At 67.1% G+C, this 17,552-nt stretch carries 18 protein-coding genes and 1 tRNA gene; 10 read left to right on the top strand and 9 right to left on the bottom strand.

Annotated elements, in window-relative coordinates; translation table 11 throughout:
• Nucleotides 1-7 precede the first annotated feature (7 nt).
• From ABUA37_RS08085 to ABUA37_RS14340, 4 genes are all read right to left on the bottom strand, one after another.
• Nucleotides 8-769: an ABC transporter ATP-binding protein gene (locus tag ABUA37_RS08085; protein ID WP_349898610.1), complete on the bottom strand. Its 762-nt coding sequence runs from the start codon at nucleotides 767-769 to the stop codon at nucleotides 8-10.
• On the bottom strand, nucleotides 770-1,588 hold the full coding sequence (locus tag ABUA37_RS08080; protein WP_349898609.1) for an ABC transporter permease: 819 nt from the start codon (nucleotides 1,586-1,588) through the stop codon (nucleotides 770-772).
• Between the two features lie 42 nt (nucleotides 1,589-1,630).
• Nucleotides 1,631-2,323 (bottom strand): phosphocholine cytidylyltransferase family protein, encoded by a 693-nt coding sequence (locus tag ABUA37_RS08075; protein ID WP_349898608.1) that lies wholly within the window; start codon nucleotides 2,321-2,323, stop codon nucleotides 1,631-1,633.
• Nucleotides 2,324-2,643: 320 nt separating this feature from the next.
• Nucleotides 2,644-3,114 carry a hypothetical protein gene (locus ABUA37_RS14340; RefSeq protein ID WP_407075356.1) on the bottom strand — a complete coding sequence of 157 codons (471 nt, stop codon included), beginning with the start codon at nucleotides 3,112-3,114 and terminating at the stop codon, nucleotides 2,644-2,646.
• Here ABUA37_RS14340 and ABUA37_RS08070 point away from each other — a divergent pair.
• The 3 genes from ABUA37_RS08070 to ABUA37_RS08060 are packed head-to-tail and all read left to right on the top strand — an operon-like array spanning nucleotide 3,101 to nucleotide 5,673.
• The gene (locus tag ABUA37_RS08070; protein ID WP_407075355.1) at nucleotides 3,101-3,853 is read left to right on the top strand and encodes an ABC transporter ATP-binding protein; all 753 of its coding nucleotides are present in this window, start codon (nucleotides 3,101-3,103) and stop codon (nucleotides 3,851-3,853) included. The genes ABUA37_RS14340 and ABUA37_RS08070 overlap by 14 nt on opposite strands.
• Complete coding sequence (locus ABUA37_RS08065; protein ID WP_349898607.1) at nucleotides 3,829-5,400, top strand: hypothetical protein; 1,572 nt, start codon at nucleotides 3,829-3,831, stop codon at nucleotides 5,398-5,400. The genes ABUA37_RS08070 and ABUA37_RS08065 overlap by 25 nt, the downstream gene beginning before the upstream one ends.
• Before the next feature lie 9 nt (nucleotides 5,401-5,409).
• Complete coding sequence (locus ABUA37_RS08060; protein ID WP_325517468.1) at nucleotides 5,410-5,673, top strand: DUF3039 domain-containing protein; 264 nt, start codon at nucleotides 5,410-5,412, stop codon at nucleotides 5,671-5,673.
• 85 nt (nucleotides 5,674-5,758) lie between these two features.
• Here ABUA37_RS08060 and ABUA37_RS08055 read toward each other — a convergent pair whose 3' ends face one another.
• Nucleotides 5,759-7,015 (bottom strand): nicotinate phosphoribosyltransferase, encoded by a 1,257-nt coding sequence (locus ABUA37_RS08055; protein ID WP_407075363.1) that lies wholly within the window; start codon nucleotides 7,013-7,015, stop codon nucleotides 5,759-5,761.
• 89 nt (nucleotides 7,016-7,104) lie between these two features.
• Between ABUA37_RS08055 and murI the strand changes: the two genes are divergently transcribed.
• From murI to ABUA37_RS08030, 5 genes are all read left to right on the top strand, one after another.
• Nucleotides 7,105-7,962, top strand: a complete 858-nt coding sequence (gene murI / locus ABUA37_RS08050; RefSeq protein ID WP_349898605.1) for a glutamate racemase — start codon at nucleotides 7,105-7,107, stop codon at nucleotides 7,960-7,962.
• Nucleotides 7,959-8,690, top strand: a complete 732-nt coding sequence (rph, locus tag ABUA37_RS08045) for a ribonuclease PH (protein WP_349898604.1) — start codon at nucleotides 7,959-7,961, stop codon at nucleotides 8,688-8,690. Before murI ends, rph begins: the two co-directional genes overlap by 4 nt.
• Complete coding sequence (gene rdgB / locus ABUA37_RS08040; RefSeq protein WP_349898603.1) at nucleotides 8,687-9,319, top strand: RdgB/HAM1 family non-canonical purine NTP pyrophosphatase; 633 nt, start codon at nucleotides 8,687-8,689, stop codon at nucleotides 9,317-9,319. The genes rph and rdgB overlap by 4 nt, the downstream gene beginning before the upstream one ends.
• 97 nt (nucleotides 9,320-9,416) lie before the next feature.
• Nucleotides 9,417-10,622, top strand: coding sequence for an Nramp family divalent metal transporter (locus tag ABUA37_RS08035; protein ID WP_349898657.1), 1,206 nt, complete (start codon nucleotides 9,417-9,419; stop codon nucleotides 10,620-10,622).
• A gap of 36 nt (nucleotides 10,623-10,658) precedes the next feature.
• Nucleotides 10,659-11,210, top strand: a complete 552-nt coding sequence (locus ABUA37_RS08030; protein ID WP_349898602.1) for a HEAT repeat domain-containing protein — start codon at nucleotides 10,659-10,661, stop codon at nucleotides 11,208-11,210.
• 21 nt (nucleotides 11,211-11,231) lie between these two features.
• On the opposite strand, the gene ABUA37_RS08025 is transcribed toward ABUA37_RS08030, so the two are convergent.
• From ABUA37_RS08025 to ABUA37_RS08010, 4 genes are all read right to left on the bottom strand, one after another.
• Nucleotides 11,232-11,966 carry a DedA family protein gene (locus ABUA37_RS08025; RefSeq protein WP_349898601.1) on the bottom strand — a complete coding sequence of 245 codons (735 nt, stop codon included), beginning with the start codon at nucleotides 11,964-11,966 and terminating at the stop codon, nucleotides 11,232-11,234.
• A 92-nt stretch (nucleotides 11,967-12,058) separates the two neighbouring features.
• Nucleotides 12,059-12,140 (bottom strand) — tRNA-Leu (locus ABUA37_RS08020).
• Nucleotides 12,141-12,203: 63 nt separating this feature from the next.
• Entirely contained in the window at nucleotides 12,204-14,714 is a 2,511-nt protein-coding gene (locus ABUA37_RS08015; RefSeq protein ID WP_349898656.1) for an ABC transporter permease, read from the bottom strand.
• 2 nt (nucleotides 14,715-14,716) lie between these two features.
• Nucleotides 14,717-15,511, bottom strand: coding sequence for an ABC transporter ATP-binding protein (locus tag ABUA37_RS08010; RefSeq protein ID WP_349898600.1), 795 nt, complete (start codon nucleotides 15,509-15,511; stop codon nucleotides 14,717-14,719).
• 110 nt (nucleotides 15,512-15,621) lie between these two features.
• Here ABUA37_RS08010 and ABUA37_RS08005 point away from each other — a divergent pair, with 110 nt between their 5' ends.
• Entirely contained in the window at nucleotides 15,622-16,881 is a 1,260-nt protein-coding gene (locus ABUA37_RS08005) for a sensor histidine kinase (protein WP_349898599.1), read from the top strand.
• Nucleotides 16,869-17,513 (top strand): response regulator transcription factor, encoded by a 645-nt coding sequence (locus ABUA37_RS08000; protein WP_349898598.1) that lies wholly within the window; start codon nucleotides 16,869-16,871, stop codon nucleotides 17,511-17,513. The genes ABUA37_RS08005 and ABUA37_RS08000 overlap by 13 nt, the downstream gene beginning before the upstream one ends.
• The last annotated feature ends 39 nt before the right edge of the window (nucleotides 17,514-17,552 follow it).

Here is a 17,552-nt window from a genome sequence, read left to right as displayed (position 1 = left end):
CCCGTCGTTAGACTCCGTAGTCCGCGTTGTAGCGCGCGAGCACCTCGTCGATAGGCGCGTCCAGCAGGAGGCTGCCCTTGTCGAGGTAAAGGCCGCGCGTGCAGAAGCGCTTGAGGTCCTTCTCGTTGTGGGAGACGAAGAACATGGTTCTGCCTCCGGCGAGCATCTCCTCGATGCGTCGGTAGCACTTCTCGCGGAACGCCTTGTCACCCACCGCGAGCACCTCATCCACCAGCAGGATGGGCTCTTCCAGCCTCGAGATCACGGCGAACGCGATGCGCACCCTCATTCCGCTCGACAGGTGCTTGTACGGCGTATCGAGAAAGTCGCCGATCTCGGCGAAACCGATGATCTCATCGAAGCGCTCGTCGATCTCGTGCCGCTTCATGCCGTGCAGGCCTGCGGTGAGGTAGACGTTGTCGCGCACGGAGAGGTCGTCGACGAAACCGCCGGTGATCTCGATCAGGGGAGCGACCCCGGAGTGCACCCGCACATAGCCCTCGTCGGGGAACATCACTTCGGCGACCAGCTTCAGCAGGGTCGACTTGCCCTGGCCGTTGCGACCGACCACGCCGATCGCTTCGCCCGCCGCCACGCTGAAGGTGACGTTTCGCAGCGCCCAGAACTCACTCGAGCGGGTGCGGCGCGTGCGGCCCGCGAAGAGGTCCTTGAAGTTGCGGCGTGACAGGCGATTGCGACGAAAGCGGATGCCCGCATCCTTCACCTCGATCACGGCCGTCGACGGGCCCGCGGATGTCGTCTCGGTCACCTAGATTTCCTTCAATACCGCGCGAATTGTGCGCCTGAACACGAGAAGGCCGACACCGAAGATCACGAGGCACATGATGGCGCTGATGATCACGTCGAGCCAGTGGTCCTTGATCTCCAGCGGGAAGAATGCCGAGCGGTACAGCGCGAAGATCCCGGACAGGGGATTGAACGCGGAGACGAGATGAAGTCCGTGCGGCAGATTGGTGAGGCTGTAAATGATCGGCGACGCATAGAACAGAAAGCGCAGCGTGAGCTTCACGGCCCGTTCCATGTCTCTGAAGAACACTACGAGCGGCGCCACGATGAAGCCGATGCCGAGCGTGAGGATCGCCTGCATGACGATCGCCAGAGGCAGCAGCAGGATTTCGCTGTGCAGTACCGCCGGGGTATCCGTGAACTGGGAAAGGACGACGAAGACCGCGATGACGGGAAGGCTGACGACGAACTCGATGCCCTTCGAGAGCACGATGCGGCCCACCCAGATGGTGCGCGGGATCTTCGTCGACCGGATGAGCTTGGCCTCGCGCAGAAACGCCCTGGTGGCATCCGAGACGCTTCCGTTGAACCACATCCAGGGCAGAAGAGCCGTGAGCAGAAACACGATGTAGGGCTGGTGGCCGATGCCGCGCGGAAAGATCTGGGTGAAGACGAACCAGTAGATCGCCGCCATGACGAGCGGGTCGAGGATCGACCAGAAGTAGCCGAGCGCCGACGTGGAGTACCTGACCTTGAGGTCACGCGTGGTCAGCAGCCACAGCGAGTGCCGGTAGCGCGCGAACGGAGACCGTGCCAGGCGTGCCTGAGGAACTACACTCACGCGTCGGGGTCCTTAAGAGTCACGCACCCCCGAGCGCCCGCGTCAGACGAAGAGGTTTGCGCGCTCCAGGTCTTCGGCAAAGTCGATCTCTACGGCGTAGAGGTCGGAGATGTCTACCGGCTCAAATCGTAGCTTGTCCTGTTCGATTGCCAGCTCAATGCCGCGCTCGAAGTAGTCCTGGTCGCCGACACGGCCGAGCTGGCGCAGAAGCGCCGCCTTGTCCTGAGCCGCAATGAAGTTGATGCCGACGGCCTCGCCGAGTCCGCCCTTGACGGTCTTCGAGAGCTCGTTGATGTATCCCTCGGCGCCGACCGTGTACTTGACCTCTTCATCCGACACCTTGGAGGTGTTGACCGAGACGAAGGACTGCTGCCGCTCCATCATGGCCGCGGCGCGAACAAGCGCCTCCGGGTCGAAGACGACGTCACCGTTCATCCAGAGCACGCCGCCATCCTTCGATGCACGAAGCGCGCGCATGAGGCTCTTTGACGTGTTCGTCTGGTCATACTGCTCGTTGTAGACGAAGGATGCGCTCGGGAACGCCTCGATGATGTGCTCGAGCTTGTAGCCGACGACGATCGTGACCTCGGCGCTCTTGCCGAACGCGTGGTGGATGTTGTCGAACTGCTGCTGCATGATGCTGCGGCCGTCGCTCAGCTCGGTCAGTGGCTTCGGAAGCGAGCGACCGAGACGACTGCCCATGCCCGCTGCCAGAATGACGATCTGCGTGCTCATAATGGGTTGCTCCTCAGGTTGCCTTGTCGTTCCATGCGATCCTGTGCGTGCTTCAGGCAATTCTTCAGGAACTTCCTAAGAATTTCCCCTTAAGACGAGCCCTAAGTTCGGGACTCTTTGCCCCGGATGCCCTTGCCACAGGTGTTCAACACCACCGATTGTTCACGGGGCGGTTACCGCATAGCTGTACTTGTGACACCTCGTTGTGCTCTGGCAACTTTACCGAAGGCTCGCGATTGAGGCCCAGAATCGGACGTCTTGTGTCCAATTCGTAATGCGGGCGCGTATTGGGACGAAGCTGTCCACCGGCGTTGATACGGTTACGGGGTGGATCCAGACACCGACGACCGAGAGCCCGGCTCAGCAGACGCCGGAAGATCCGTAGCGGAGACTTCGGAAGCCGACACAGGCACCTCGAGCACCGCAGTATCCGCAGCCGAAGCGGGCGCCAGCGCGGTCGCGAGCACGCCGTCGGCGGCGCCGAAGCCGGCCGCAAAGAAGCGCACCACCGCGCGCAAACCGCCCGCAGCATCCGCCGCTGAGAGCCCAACGCCGGCGACTGTGAACGCGCAAAAGCCCGCCACCGCAGCCCGGAAGCCGGCGACCGCAGCGCGAAAGTCGACTGCCGCGAAGACCGCTACCAAAAAGACGGTAGCCGCCGGGTCCACTGCGGCGAAGACCGCAGGCACCGCTGCGTCGAAGCCGCCGGTCGCAACGCGCACTGCTGCGGCGAAGACTGCCCCGTCGAAAAGCACCCAGGCGAGGCCGACCGAAACGGTGCTCCAGATCACGGGGCTCAGCAAGCATTTCGGCCAGACCTTCGCGGTCGACAGCGTTTCGCTCTCCGTGCACGCGGGCACCATCTTTGGCATCGTCGGGCCGAACGGCGCGGGAAAGACCACGACGCTGTCGATGGTCACCGGCCTTCTGCGTCCGGACGCGGGTACCGTTCGTGTGCACGGTGCCGACGTGTGGACCGATCCGGAGAAGGCCAAGCGCAACATGGGTGTGCTGCCCGACCGACTGCGACTGTTCGACCGGCTCACCGGCGGCCAGCTGCTCCACTACTCCGGCATCCTCCGCGGGCTCTCGGCCGCGACCGTGAAGTCGCGTTCCGCCGACCTCGCCGTGGCCTTCGGTCTCGAGGATGCGCTCGACCGGCTCGTCGCGGATTATTCGGCCGGAATGACCAAGAAGGTCGCGCTCGCGGCGGCGATGATCCACTCGCCGAGGCTGCTCGTCCTCGACGAACCGTTCGAATCGGTCGACCCGGTCTCCGCGGCCAACGTGATCGAGATCCTGCAGAAGTACACGGCGGCGGGTGGCACGGTGGTGCTGTCCAGCCACAGTATGGACCTCGTCCAGAGAATCTGTGATTCGGTCGCGATCATCATCGACGGCAAGGTTCTCGCCTCCGGCACCATGCGGCAGGTGCGCGGAACGCAGTCGCTCGAGAAACGATTCGTCGAACTCGCCGGTGGGCGTCGAAGCGCGGAGGGCATGGAGTGGTTGCACAGTTTCTCCGACTGAAGCTGCGGCTGCTCGCCAACACCCTGCGACGCAGTCCGTGGCAGGTGGTGGGCATCATCATCGCGCTGCTGTACGGCCTCGGTGCGGCCTTCCTCGCGATCGGCTCGCTCATCGCGCTCAGATTCGCGGATGCCGCATTCGCGGGCACGATCGTGACGCTGCTCGGATCGGTGCTCGTTCTCGGCTTCCTCCTGCTGCCGCTCGCGTTCGGAGTGGATGACACCCTCGACCCCAGGCGGTTTGCGCTGTTCGGTATCCCCTCGGCGCGGCTCGCGGCGGGCCTCGCCCTCGCCGCGCTGATCGGTGTGCCCTCGCTCGTCATCGCCGTGATCGCGATCGCCCAGGTCGTGACCTGGTCACGAAGCCCGCTCGCCATGACCCTCGCCGTGCTGAGCGCGCTCGTCATCGTCGTGACCTGCGTGCTCGGCTCCAGGGTCACCACGTCGATCGCAGCCTTCCTCCTGTCGAGCCGGCGCGCACGCGAGACCACCGGATTCATCACCGTCATCGCGATCGTCTCGCTCTCGCCGGTCGCGGTGCTTCTCGCTTCGCTCGACTGGCACCGCGACGGCATTCGCCTGCTCGCCGGCATCGCGCGCGTCGCGGGCTGGACGCCGCTCGGAGCGGTCTGGGCCTCGCCCGCGGATGTCGCCGTCGGCAATGTGGGCGCGGCCCTCGCGAAGGCCGCCATCGGCATCGCCTTCGTCGGCATCCTGTGGTTGGCGTGGCGCGCGCTCGTGGAGAAGATGCTCGTCACCCCCGCGCGCGAGACGCAGGTGCGGCACGAACGCGGGCTGGGCTGGTTCGCTCGGATGCCCGACAACCCGACCGGCGCGATCGCCGCGCGGGCGCTCACGTACTGGTTCCGCGACCCGCGGTATCGCATCTCGCTCGTCATGGTGCCGATCGTCCCGGTACTGCTCATGGTGCCGCTGTACACGGTGGGCGTGGACTGGCACTACCTCGCGCTCATCCCCGTGCCCGTGATGTGCCTGTTCCTCACCTGGTCGATCCACAACGACGTGGCCTACGACCACACGGCGATCTGGCTGCACCTGGCATCGAACACCTCGGGCCGCGCCGACCGCCTCGGTAGGGTCGTGCCCGCGCTCATCCTGGGCGTGCCCCTGGTTCTGATCGGCTCGCCCATCTGCGCCGCCCTGTTCGGTGACTGGGCGGTTCTGCCGTCACTGTTGGGCCTGGGCACCTGCATCCTTCTGCTCGGGCTCGGCCTGTCGAGCGTGATGTCCGCGAGATTCCCTTATCCCGCCGTGCGCCCGGGGGACGGGCCGTTCATGCAGCCGCAGTCGAGTGGAACGGTCGCCGCGGTTGCGCAGTCGATCTCCTTCTTCGCGATCATCGGCATATCCCTGCCGGTGGTAGCGCTCGCCGCCCTGGGATTCGCGTTCGGCATCGCGTGGCACCTGGCCGCACTGGCGGCCGGGGTGGTGATCGGCCTCGCCTGCTTCTTCGGCGGCGTGCACTGGGGAGGGCGCATCTTCGACCGGCGCGCACCCGAACTGTTGGCTTTCACGCTTCGGAACTAAAATCTTCTTATGAGCGGTGACACACAGCAGGGCGGCGGCGGAACAGACACCCTCGACCGCGAACTCGAAGAACTCCTCACCCGCGAGCAGGTGGAGGACGGTGACCACGAGCGCTTCTCGCACTACGTGCAGAAGGAGAAGATCCTGCAGTCGGCGCTGAGCGGCAAGCCCGTCATCGCGCTGTGCGGCAAGGTGTGGACCCCCGGTCGCGACCCCGAGAAGTTTCCGATCTGCCCCACCTGCAAAGAGATCTACGACTCGCTGAAGAAGTAGCGGCCCTGGCGATCGGCCCTTCGACGAGCTCAGGGACCGGCCGTTCGCTGAGCTTGTCGTTCGCTGAGCTCGTCGAAGCGGTCGCTCAGGCGTAGCGGGTCGGGATGACCGGCTCGCCGCGGCCCAGGCGGAAGGCCTCGGGCGGCAACTCGGCGATGGCGGATGCGCGGTGCTCGCGGGCCAGAACCGTGCCGGCGACGCCGCAGTACCGGTCATCCGGCACACCATCCGTCATGAGCGGCACGAGCAGCGAGCGGTGCGGGGCCGCATCCTCATCGGGCTTGCCGACGTGGATGACCTCGGCGGTCGCTCGTCCCGCCGCGTCGAAGGTGCGCACGGGATACTTTCGGCCACCGAGCGAAACCTTCTGCGGCGACTTCTTGGCGACGGAATGCCAGGCGCCCTCGGCATCCGTTCTTGCCACGAGCTTGTAGACGAGTCCCGCGGCGGGGGAGCCCGAGCCGGTGACGACGGAGGTTCCGACGCCGTAGGAGTCGACCGGGGCCGCGCGCAGGGCCGCGATCGTGTACTCGTCGAGGTCGTTGGTCACGGTGATCTTGGTGCCGGTCGCACCGAGTCCGTCGAGCTGTTTGCGCACCGCACTTACCTGCTCTGGCAAGTCTCCGCTGTCGATGCGCACCGCGCCGAGCCCGGTGCCGGCGACCTTGACCGCGAGGTCCACGGCGGTCGTGACGTCATAGGTATCGACCAGCAGGGTGGTGCCGGGGCCGAGGGTGGCGACCTGGGCGCGAAACGCCTCCTCCTCGGTGTCGTGCAGGAGGGTGAAGGAGTGCGCGGCCGTGCCCATGGTCGGGATGCCCCAGCTGCGCCCAGCCTCAAGGTTGCTTGTGGCGTCGAAGCCGGCGATGTATGCGGCCCGGGCGGCCCCGACGGCGGCGCGCTCGCTCGCGCGCCTGGACCCCATCTCCGCCAGCGGTCTCCCGCTCGCGGCAGACACCATGCGGGCGGCGGCGCTCGCGACCGCGGTGTCGTAGTTGAGCACGCTGAGCGCGAGCGTCTCGAGGATCACCGCCTCCGCGAAGGTGCCCTCCACGATGAGGATGGGGGAGCCAGGAAAGTAGACCTCACCCTCCTGGTAGCCGAAGATCGAGCCACCGAAGCGGTAGTTCGCGAGCCAGTCGATGGTGACCGCGTCGACGACGTGATTGTCGCGCAGCCAGCCGAGTTCGGCATCCGTGAACCTGAATTCGGTGACGAGGTCGAGAAGGCGCCCGGTGCCGGCGACGATTCCGTAGCGGCGACCGCCTGGGAAGCGGCGGCCGAAGACCTCGAACACGCAGTCGCGCTCGTGCGTTCCGGCACGGATGGCCGCATCCAGCATCGTCAACTCGTAGCGATCGGTCAGGAGTGCGCTGCTCACGAGTCGAGCCTACCGAGTGCTCCCTGTGACGACGGCTAAACTTGGGCCTCGTGACTGACGCGCCCATCGGCATCTTCGACTCCGGGGTGGGCGGTCTCACCGTTGCTCGCGCGATCATCGACCAACTGCCGGGCGAGTCGATCGTCTACGTCGGTGACACCGCGCACTCGCCCTACGGTCCGAAGCCCATCGCCGAGGTTCGCGGCTACGCGCTCGAGATCATGGACGACCTCGTCGCCCAGGGCGTGAAGCTGCTCGTGATCGCCTGCAACACCGCGTCCTCGGCCGTTCTGCGCGACGCAAGGGAGCGCTTCACCGAGGCCCACGGCATCCCCGTGGTCGAGGTCATCCAGCCGGCCGTGCGCTCCGCCGTGCGGCAGACGCGCAATAAGCGCATCGGCGTGATCGGCACCCAGGGCACCATCGCGTCGCGCTCCTACGAAGACGCCTTCGCCGCCGCCACCGACCTGGAGTTGTTCACCCAGGCGTGCCCGCGCTTCGTCGAGTTCGTGGAGGCCGGCGTCACCTCGGGCGCCGAGCTGTTCGACGTGGCCGAGGGCTACCTGCGACCGCTGAAGGACGCGGGAATCGACACCCTCGTGCTCGGCTGCACCCACTATCCGCTGCTCTCCGGCGCGATCCAGTACGTCATGGGCCGCGATGTCACGCTCGTCTCGAGCGCCGTCGAGACCGCATACGACGTCTACCGCAAGCTCGTGAAGCACGGCCTGCAGCGACAGTCGACGGATGCCCCGAGCTACGTCTTCGAGGCAACCGGCGGCAGCCAGAGCGAGTTCCTCACTCTCGCCCGACGTTTTCTCGGCCCCGAGGTCTCGGCCGTGGAGCTTGTCGAAACCGGTGCCATCCATCTACCAGCCCAGCCAGCAGAACAGGACCTGATTTCATGAGCGACACACGCATCGACGGACGCGGCAATGACCAGCTGCGCGAGGTGACGATCGAGCGCGGCTGGAGCAAGCAGGCCGAGGGTTCAGCACTCATCTCCTTCGGCAACACGAAGGTGTTGTGCACGGCATCCTTCACCAATGGTGTTCCGCGCTGGCTCGCGGGCAAGGGCAAGGGCTGGGTCACCGCGGAGTACTCGATGCTTCCGCGCTCGACCAACAGCCGCATGGATCGCGAATCGGTGAAGGGCCGCATCGGCGGTCGCACGCACGAGATCTCGAGGCTCGTCGGCCGCTCCCTGCGGGCGATCATCGACACCAAGGCGCTCGGCGAGAACACGATCGTCATCGACTGCGACGTGCTGCAGGCCGATGGTGGCACTCGCACCGCGGCGATCACGGGTGCCTACGTCGCGCTCGTGGACGCGATCGAGTGGGCCCGGGAGAAGAAGTTCATCGGTCAGAAGTCGACCCCGCTCATTGACAGTGTCTCGGCCGTCAGCGTCGGCATCATCGACGGCATTCCCATGCTCGATCTGGCATACACCGAGGATGTGCGCGCCGAGACCGACATGAACGTGGTGGTCACCGGCCGCGGACTCTTCGTCGAGGTGCAGGGCACCGCCGAGGGTGCGCCGTTCGATCGCCGCGAACTCGACTCGCTACTCGACCTCGCGCTTGGCGGCGCGACGGAACTTGCTACCATCCAGCGCACCACGCTCGGGCTATGACCGCCGTGAAGCTGGTTCTCGCCACCCACAACGCGCACAAGGTTGAGGAGCTGCGCCGCATCCTCGGCTCCCAGCTCGACGGCATCGAGCTCGTGGGCTACGAGGGCCCCGAGCCGATCGAGGATGGCGACACGTTTGAGGCGAACGCGCTGATCAAGGCGCGGGCGGCATCCGAATTCACCGGGCTTCCGGCGATCGCCGACGACTCGGGCATCTGCGTCGACGCCCTCGAGGGCGCGCCGGGCATCTACTCGGCTCGCTACGCGGGCACTCGCGACGACATCGACAACTACCGCCTGCTGCTCGCGAACCTGGGCGACAATGCGAACCGTACGGCGAGCTTCATGTGTGCGGCCGCACTCGTCGTCCCGCCGCCGGTGGGTGCCGTCGGCCCGGACGGCCCGGCCGAGGCCGCGGAGTCGTTCGAGCACGCGGAACTCGGCGTGTGGCCCGGGACCATCGCTCGCGCCGCGGCGGGAGAGTCGGGCTTCGGCTACGACCCGATCTTCATCCCCGAGGGACTCGCGGTGACCTCGGCGGAGCTCAGCCCGGCCGAGAAGGATGCGCTCAGCCATCGCTCCCGCGCCTTCTCGCAGCTCATGCCCGCGGTGCGCGCGCACCTCCTCTGACGTCGTCCCGATTGTTCGCAGTTTCCGCCTCACGGCGAGGCGGGAAGGGCGGAAACTGCGAACGATCCGATCACGCAACTATGGTGTGAGGGTGACCGTGCGGGCCAGAGGGTGGATGCTGCTGGGTCCGGCCTTCGTTGCCGCGATCGCCTACGTCGACCCCGGCAATGTCGCGGCGAATCTCAGCGGCGGCGCGAGGTACGGCTACCTGCTCGTGTGGGTGCTCGTGGTCGCCAATGTCATGGCCGGCATCGTGCAGTACCAGTCCGCGAAGCTCGGAATCGTGAGCGGCACGACGCTGCCCGCCCTGCTCGGCGAACGCCTCCGGCCGCTGCCTCGCCGTGCCTTCTGGGTGCAGGCCGAGCTCGTCGCCGCGGCCACCGACCTCGCGGAGGTGATTGGCGGAGCGATCGCACTGCAGCTCCTCTTCGGCCTCCCGCTCCTACTCGGAGGCGTCATCGTCGGGGTCATCTCCATGCTGTTGCTCGCCGCGCAGAGTCGCTTCGGGCAGCGTCCGTTCGAGTCGGTGATCATCGGACTGCTGGCGATCATCGCCGTCGGGTTCCTCGCGGGGCTGTTCGTGCATCCGCCCGACGGCCGTGAGATTCTCGGCGGTCTCGTTCCCCGTTTTGACGGAACCGACTCGGTGCTGCTCGCCGCGAGCATGCTTGGTGCCACCGTCATGCCGCACGCGATCTACGTTCACTCGGCGCTCGCCCGCGATCGGCACGGCCTCGCTGCACCGGATGCGCGTGCCCGGCTGCTCAGAGCCACCCGCTGGGACGTCGTGGTCGCCCTCGGCATCGCGGGCCTCGTCAACATCGGAATGCTGCTGCTGGCCGCGGCCAACCTGCGCGGCGTCGCCGGTACCGACACGATCGCGGGTGCGCACTCGGCCATCGAAGCCTCGCTCGGACCGGTGATCGCCCTCGCCTTCGCGATCGGGTTGCTGGCATCGGGGCTCGCCTCGACATCCGTGGGCAGCTATGCGGGCGCGACGATCATGGCGGGGCTGGTGAAGCGGCAGATTCCGCTGTTCCTGCGCCGACTCGTAACGCTCGTTCCGGCGCTCGTCGTGTTGGGGCTCGGCATCGACCCGACCTGGGCGCTTGTGATCAGCCAGGTGGTGTTGAGCTTCGGCATCCCGTTTGCGCTCATTCCGCTGTTGCGGTTCACGGGCGATCGCAGCGTGATGGGGGACGCCGCCAACGGACCGGTCATGCGCTGGGCGCTCACGGCGACGGTTGTGCTCGTCGTGGCGCTCAATCTCGCGCTGCTCGTGCTGCTCGCAACGGGGCTGTGACGGCGGGGCGCGTTCGACGGGTAGCGTTGAACCGCTATGACCACTGACGAGATTCCCCTCGATGCGCCGCTCGCCGCGCGCATCGCCCACGCTGTTGACCGCTATGGCGAGGATCGAGTCATCGCCATGGCGGTCGGACTGCTGTCGGGTAGGAACGAGGGCGACGACATCCTGCTGTATTTCGGCGGGCGTCACGCCCGGGGAGTGCTCGATGGCGCGCCGCCGCTGTACTGGCCCGAGCTGTGGGGCGCCCGGGCGCTGACCGTCGTCTGGCCGGATGCCGAACCCGGTGCGGCGACATCCGCGGTTCTGGCCGGTCTCGGCAATCAGGCCTGGCGGGTGCGCGAGATGTGCGCGAAGGTCTGCGCGGCCCACGGCGTGGGCGACACGGACTCGCTGTCGGCGCTGCTCGCCGACGAGGTTCCACGCGTGCGCTCGGCAGCAGCGCGAGCGCTCGCCGAGATCGGCACCACTGAGCAGCTGGATGCGATCAGGGCGTTGCTGAAGGATGCCGACAAAGACGTGCGCAGGGCCGCCCAGCAGTCGCTCGACCGGCTTCGTGATCGCACGAGGCCGACCAGGGACTGACGCGGCACCCGCCGACTCGACTCAGGTATCCGGGTTCTGGTCGAACGCGCCTTCGCGCAGACGCAGGTCCTCACCGTTCGTCGCGGCGGCCGCCTCGCGGTTCGCCTTGCGAGCCTTCCGGGTCGCCTGAATGTAGTGGTATACGGTGGGGATGAGCGTGATCACGACGGCGCCGAGCAGGATGATGTCGATGTACGAACTCACGAACGCTGCGACCGGCGGAATGTAGCCGAGCAGGTAGCCGCCGACCGTGAGCCCGGCCGCCCAGATGAGCGCACCGATGAGGTTGTAGAGCGAGTACTTGCGGTAGTTCATGTGACCGACGCCCGCGGCCACCGGCGCGAAGGTGCGCACGATCGGCACGAAGCGCGCCAGGATTACGGCGAGACCGCCGAAGCGGTCGAAGAAGTGGTTCGTGCGCCGTACGTTTTCGATGCTGAAGAGGCCGGTCTCCTTGCGTTCGAAGATGCGCGGGCCAGCCTTGTGTCCGATGAGATATCCCGCCTCACCGCCGAGGAAAGCGGCCAACCCGATCGCGCCTGCCACCCACCAGATGTCGATTTGGATGAGCTGCCCGTGGCCGGGAAAGGCGAGGAGTCCGGTGATGATGAGCAGGGTGTCGCCCGGGAGCAGAAACCCCACGAGCAGCCCGGTCTCGGCGAATACGATGAGTGCCACGCCGACGAGCGCGAAGGCGCCGAATCCCGCGATGAGCGTGTTCGGGTCGAGCCAGGGGATGAGGGCCGAATGTACCAAGGGCGGGTTCTCCAGTCGTCTGTTATGGACAGGCTAGTTGTTCGAGGATGCGGGAAGCTGTAGGGATTTCCCCCCATATCTGCGGCCGTCAGTGCGGGAGAAGGGACTTGAACCCTCACGCCTTGCGGCACAGGAACCTAAATCCTGCGTGTATACCAATTTCACCACTCCCGCGAACGGTCAATTCTAGCCAGCGGGGGCGGCGGTGCGGGGCAGAGCACCCCGCACCCGATCCCGCTACTGGGTGGTGAGCCGCGAGCGCACGGCGAGCCGGGTCGGCACGGCGATCGACACGAGGCCGAGCAGCACGGTCACGCCCACAAGCGCCAGGTACACCACGGGCTGAATGGTGGGAAGGGGCTGTCCCGAGACGCCGAAGGCGATTCCGAACAGCGGCGGGATGGCCGCGACGGTTCCGACCACCACCGAGATGCCAGCGATCAGCACGGATTCGATGAAGGTCATCCGCTGCACCTGGTTGTTCGACGCGCCCACCAGCCTCAGCAGGCCGAACTCCCGGCGGCGTTCGGAGGTGGCCATCACGAGGGTGTTGATCACCGAGAGCGCGATGTATCCGAAAATCACGGCGAGGGCGACGATGTTCACCCAGGACTGCGAATCCCGAGCATCGCCTCCCGCGGCCGTGATGGCGGCCCTCGGCTGCACGCTGAGGCCGAGCGAACGGATGCCCGCGGCCGCGGTCCCCGAATCGGTCGACACGAGAAGGTAGTCGTCGAGCGCGGTGGTGGTGTGCGGTCGCACCGCGCTCGCGGCCATCGTCAGGTCGCCGAAGCCGAGCCCTCTGGAGTAGATGGCGACGACGGTGGCGTTCACCGGCGTCCCGTCGCCGAGGTTCACCTTGAGAGGCTGCCCCACGGCGAGCGGTTGCCCCACCATGGCACCCGTCGCGGCGGCAGCGTCGGCGCTCACCGCGATGGTGTTCGGCTCCGCCAGCCGTGCGAGCGAGCCGCTGGTGACTCCGAGGTCGAGCGTGTCGCCGGCCGCTTTCGGGTCGACGCCCTGAAGCGAGTAGACCGACACCTCGTCCACGAGTGGCGTGTTGACGAGCACCGTGGAGCGGATCACCGGATTCACGGCGGTCACCCCGGGGATCTCTCCCACGTCGTTCGCCACCTCGGGCGAAATTCCGGATGCCGAGCTCACCAGATAGTCGGAGGTCACGCCCTTCACCGTCTGGTCTGCAGCCTCGGCGGCTACCGTCGTGGGCAGGAACAGTTGGACGCTGGCGAAGGTGATCGCGAGAGCGAGCGGAACGATCGCGGAGGCGAGGCGTCGGGTGTGAGCACTCGCGCTTGCGCTGGCGAGCACAGCCGCTGCCGACGAGCTGTGCCGCAGCAGCGGGCTCACGATGCGCAGGGCGAGCCCCACGATCTTCGGGCCGAGCAGTGCCACGCCGACGATGTTGAGCAGCGCGGCGGATGCGGCGGCGGTGAGACCGAGCAGCCCCGAGAAGACGAGCGGCAGCAGAGACGCGAGCAGACCGATGGCGAGGAGCACAACACCCGTGATGATCCGGCCCCTGCCGAGCCGCCGCGGTTCCGTCGCGGACTCGCGCAGCGCATCCACGGGCGCTATTTTCGCCGAACGCCGCGCGGCGATCGCGGCCGCACCGAGCGCGGCCAGCACGCTGACGGTCGCGGCAGCGACTGCGGGGAGCGGACTGTATGACAGTTCGAAGTCGGCAGGAATGACGTGTGCCACGACGAACTGGTCTCTCAGGAACCGCGCGAGGAAGAACCCTGGCACGGTTCCGAGCAGCGCGGCGGTACCGGCGACGAGGAGCACCTCGCGGGCCACGAGCGCGTGGATCTGCCAGCCGTGCGTGCCGATGGCGCGGAGCATGGCGAACTCGCGGCGCCGTCCGGCGGTCGACAGAGACAGGGTGCTCGCCACGACGACGAGGGCGATCATGAGCGAGACGCCCATGAACGAGCCGCTCAGCTCGGTGATCCGAGCGCGCGCGCCGAAGGAGTCGAAGGACTCGAGCTCGCCCCTGGCCATCCCCGTGTACGTCTTCACGTTGTTTACCGAGGTCGCGATCGCGGACGCGAGGCCGTCGACATCCGTACCGGGCTTCGCGATCACGCCGATCGTGTCCACGCTGCCCTTGTGCGGCGAGAGCTCCGCGATCTGGCCGTCGCTGAGGAAGACCGTCGACGACGCATCGCCCGATTCTTCGCCCTTCGGCGCGTGGCGGCTCGTGCCCGACACGGTGTAGTCGGTGGCGCTTGCGCCGTAAGCGAGGCGGATGTGGCTTCCGGGCTTGACCCCGAACGAGCGGTCCAGCACGACCTCGTCCGCGGCGCGAGGGGCCCTCCCGCTCGCAAGTTCGTACGGCGCCAGCGCGGCGGTAGACCACCCGTGTGCGTCGACGGCGCGGTGCGTACTGGTGGTGAGTGGAATGGTGATGTCGCCGATCGCGCGCTCTACGCCGGGCACGGCGGCGACCTTGGCGACCGTCGCATCCGACAGCGGGTTGCGTTCGCTGAACGGCACGGCCGGCTTGGTCGACGATGAACCCTTGTCGTAGTGGGCGGGCAATTCCTGCGGGGCGGCGACGATGATGTCGGCTGCGGCGTAGCGGGTGGCCGGGATTCCGCCGTTCTGCCCCGATTCGAGCAGCACACCGAGCGCGGTGAGCAGCCCGGAGGCGAGCAGGATGGCGATGAAGACACTCGTGAGACCGCGACGGTGGTAGCGGATCGAGCTCAGCGTGACGTGCCACATGGTTACCACTGCCCCAGGGTCGTCATCCGGTCCGCGATGCTCTGCGCATCGGGGGAGTCGACGGAACCCGCGAGCTGCCCGTCGGCGAGAAAGAGCACGCGGTCTGCGTACGAGGCCGCGACCGGGTCGTGGGTGACCATCACGACGGTCTGGTGCAGCTCGGCCGCCGTGTACCGCAGCAGGTCGAGCACCTGGTGGCTGGTGCGGGTGTCGAGCGCGCCGGTCGGCTCGTCGGCGAAGACCACGTCGGGTTTCGCGATGAGAGCGCGGGCGATGGCCGCGCGCTGCTGTTGCCCGCCCGAGAGCTCCTGAGGACTCCTGTCGATCAGATTCGCGAGGCCGACGGCCTGCACGATGTGGTTGAACCACGCCTGGTCCACCCTGCGACGAGCGAGCAGCAACGGCAGCGTGATGTTCTGCGCCACCGAGAGGTGGGACAGCAGGTTGTAGGCCTGGAAGACGAAGCCGACGTGGTCGCGTCGGAAGGTGGTGAGCTTGCGCGCCTTGAGCTTCGACACCTCGGTGGTGCCGAGGATCACCCGGCCCGAGGTGGGCTTGTCGAGTCCCGCGGCCGAGTTCAGGAAGGTGCTCTTGCCGGAGCCCGAGGGCCCCATCACGGCGGTGAAGGAGCGCGCAGGCACCGTCAGTGACACTCCCCTCAGGGCGGCGACCTGCTGCGATCCGGCGCCGTATACCTTGGTGACGTTCTCGAGTCGCACCGCAGGCTGGCGATCGCCCGGCGATCCCGCGAACGTCTGCTCGTCATACCCGGTCATGTCACGCTGATTGATTGGCATATAAGCGAAGTTACGGATGACGTGCTAGACGTGCGATCCAGCCAGCCGGTGTCTTCATGGTGTAGCTGGCTATACCGACAAACGCGGTGCGCTCCGACAGGATGGAACCTGTGAGACCTTCCCCGGCATCCCGATGGCGCTCACTCGCGCGCCTTCTGGGCTATCTCGCGGTCGAGGCGTGCTGGGCGTTCGCATCCGTGGGAGTGCTCGTCGTTGTCGTGCTCACTCTGCCCTTTCTTCTCCTTGGCCTTGGTCGGTTCGTAGTGCCGTTCACCGCGGATCTGCTCGACCGCGTCGCTTGCCGGGCGAACGCACGTGCGGCACGGGTGATGGGAATCGGCGCCTGCAGCCGTCGCGACGATCTCGCTGGGCCTGTCACTGCTGACGACGTGAAGCGCATCGTCGCCTCACCGACAACCCGACGCGAGCTCGGCTGGCTGCTCGTTCACGCAACACTCGTGCTGGCGGTGGCGCTCATCAGCTGCTGGCTGGTGATCGACGGCGCAATCACCCTCCTGACGCCGGCGTACTGGTGGATGTTCCCGGCGGCGGCACCCGTGAATGTCAACTTCGCGGTCACGAGCTGGCCGCTCGCCTTCTTCGGCACACTGCTCGGTGTGTTTTACGCGCTGCTCGTGTGGTTTCTCGTGCCGTGGTTGGCGCGCCGTGTCGCCAGCAGCACCATCGGCATCCTCACGCCCAGGCACTATGCGGAACTCGCGACTCGCATCAACGCGCTCTCGACGAGCCGGGCCGCGGCGCTCGCGGCGCATTCGGCCGAGCTCCGTCGCATCGAACGCGAGTTGCACGACGGCGCACAGAACCGGCTGCTCGGGGTCGTCATGATGCTCGGGATGGCGCACCGCGCCTTCGAGACCGACCCGGCATCCGCCCTGCCGTTCATTGAGAAGGCGCAGGATGCCGCCTCCGGTGCGCTCGCCGAACTGAGAAACGCGGTGCACGACGTGTACCCGCCGGTGCTCGACGAACTCGGGCTGGCGGGTGCGGCATCCACTCTGGCCAGCCGCTCGGTCATCCCGGTCGTGCTCGAGGCCTCCGGCCTTCGGCGCGCGCCAGCGGCGGTGGAGGCGGCGGCCTACTTCGTCGTGGCCGAGGCGCTGTCGAACGTGGCGAAGCACTCCCAGGCGAAGCACGCGAGCGTCACCCTGCACACCGAGCGCAGCGCGGATCAGGACGTTCTCGTGATCGAGGTGACCGACGACGGCAGGGGAGGCGCCACCACCGACGGAGCGGGCACCGGACTCGCAGGAATCGCCAGACGTGCCGCGGCGTTCGAGGGAACACTGACCGTGGATAGCCCGGTCGGAGGACCCACAACCGTGAGAGTGGAGCTTCCATGCGGATTCTGATCGCCGAAGACGACGCGCTGCTGCGCGAGGGGCTCGGCCTGCTGCTCGGCAACGAGGGCTTCGAGGTCGTCGCCTCGGTAGGCAATGCGGATGACCTGCTCGAGGCCTTCGAGACCGCCGAGGCAGACGCGGCCGTGCTCGACGTGCGGATGCCGCCCACTTTCACCAACGAGGGGCTGAAGGCGGCCCTCGAGCTTCGCGCGCGCAGGCCGGGATTCCCGGTGCTCGTGCTCTCCGCCTACGTCGAAGACGAGTACGCGAGCCGCCTGCTCGCCGGCGGCTCGGAGGGCGTTGGCTACCTGCTCAAGGAGCGCGTGGGCAACGTCGGCCAGTTCGTGGACGCCCTCCGTCGGGTGATCGGCGGTGCCGCCGTGATGGACCCCGAGGTGATCGCCAAGCTGTTCACGCGTCGCAGCGTCGACGACCCCATCCGCACGCTCACGCCGCGCGAGCACGAGGTGCTGGGTCTCGTGGCGCAGGGCCTCGGCAATCACGAGATCGCGCAGGCGATCACGGTGACGGAGACCGCGGTGAGCAAGCACATCGGCAACATCTTCGCGAAGCTCGGCCTCTCACCCGACGACAGCGGCAACCGGAGGGTGCTCGCGACGCTGGCGTACCTCAACTCCTGAGCGCGTTGCCGCCTGTGGATAACCTCGACGCGGCTTGCG

Source organism: Parafrigoribacterium soli (genome assembly GCF_040227235.1).
Lineage (GTDB): Bacteria > Actinomycetota > Actinomycetes > Actinomycetales > Microbacteriaceae > Parafrigoribacterium_A > Parafrigoribacterium_A soli.
The sequence above is the reverse complement of the archived record's forward strand: the minus strand, read 5'-3'. Positions and strand labels throughout refer to the sequence as shown.

Coding starts and splice junctions, on each gene's coding strand:
- ABUA37_RS08030 (WP_349898602.1), top strand. CDS start 10,659: ATGACCACTGACGAGATTCCCCTCGATGCGCCGCTCGCCGCGCGCATC.
- ABUA37_RS08015 (WP_349898656.1), bottom strand. CDS start 14,714: ATGTGGCACGTCACGCTGAGCTCGATCCGCTACCACCGTCGCGGTCTC.
- rph (WP_349898604.1), top strand. CDS start 7,959: ATGAGCGACACACGCATCGACGGACGCGGCAATGACCAGCTGCGCGAG.
- ABUA37_RS08075 (WP_349898608.1), bottom strand. CDS start 2,323: ATGAGCACGCAGATCGTCATTCTGGCAGCGGGCATGGGCAGTCGTCTC.
- rdgB (WP_349898603.1), top strand. CDS start 8,687: ATGACCGCCGTGAAGCTGGTTCTCGCCACCCACAACGCGCACAAGGTT.
- ABUA37_RS08055 (WP_407075363.1), bottom strand. CDS start 7,015: ATGCTGGATGCGGCCATCCGTGCCGGAACGCACGAGCGCGACTGCGTG.
- ABUA37_RS08000 (WP_349898598.1), top strand. CDS start 16,869: ATGCGGATTCTGATCGCCGAAGACGACGCGCTGCTGCGCGAGGGGCTC.
- ABUA37_RS08010 (WP_349898600.1), bottom strand. CDS start 15,511: ATGCCAATCAATCAGCGTGACATGACCGGGTATGACGAGCAGACGTTC.
- ABUA37_RS08060 (WP_325517468.1), top strand. CDS start 5,410: ATGAGCGGTGACACACAGCAGGGCGGCGGCGGAACAGACACCCTCGAC.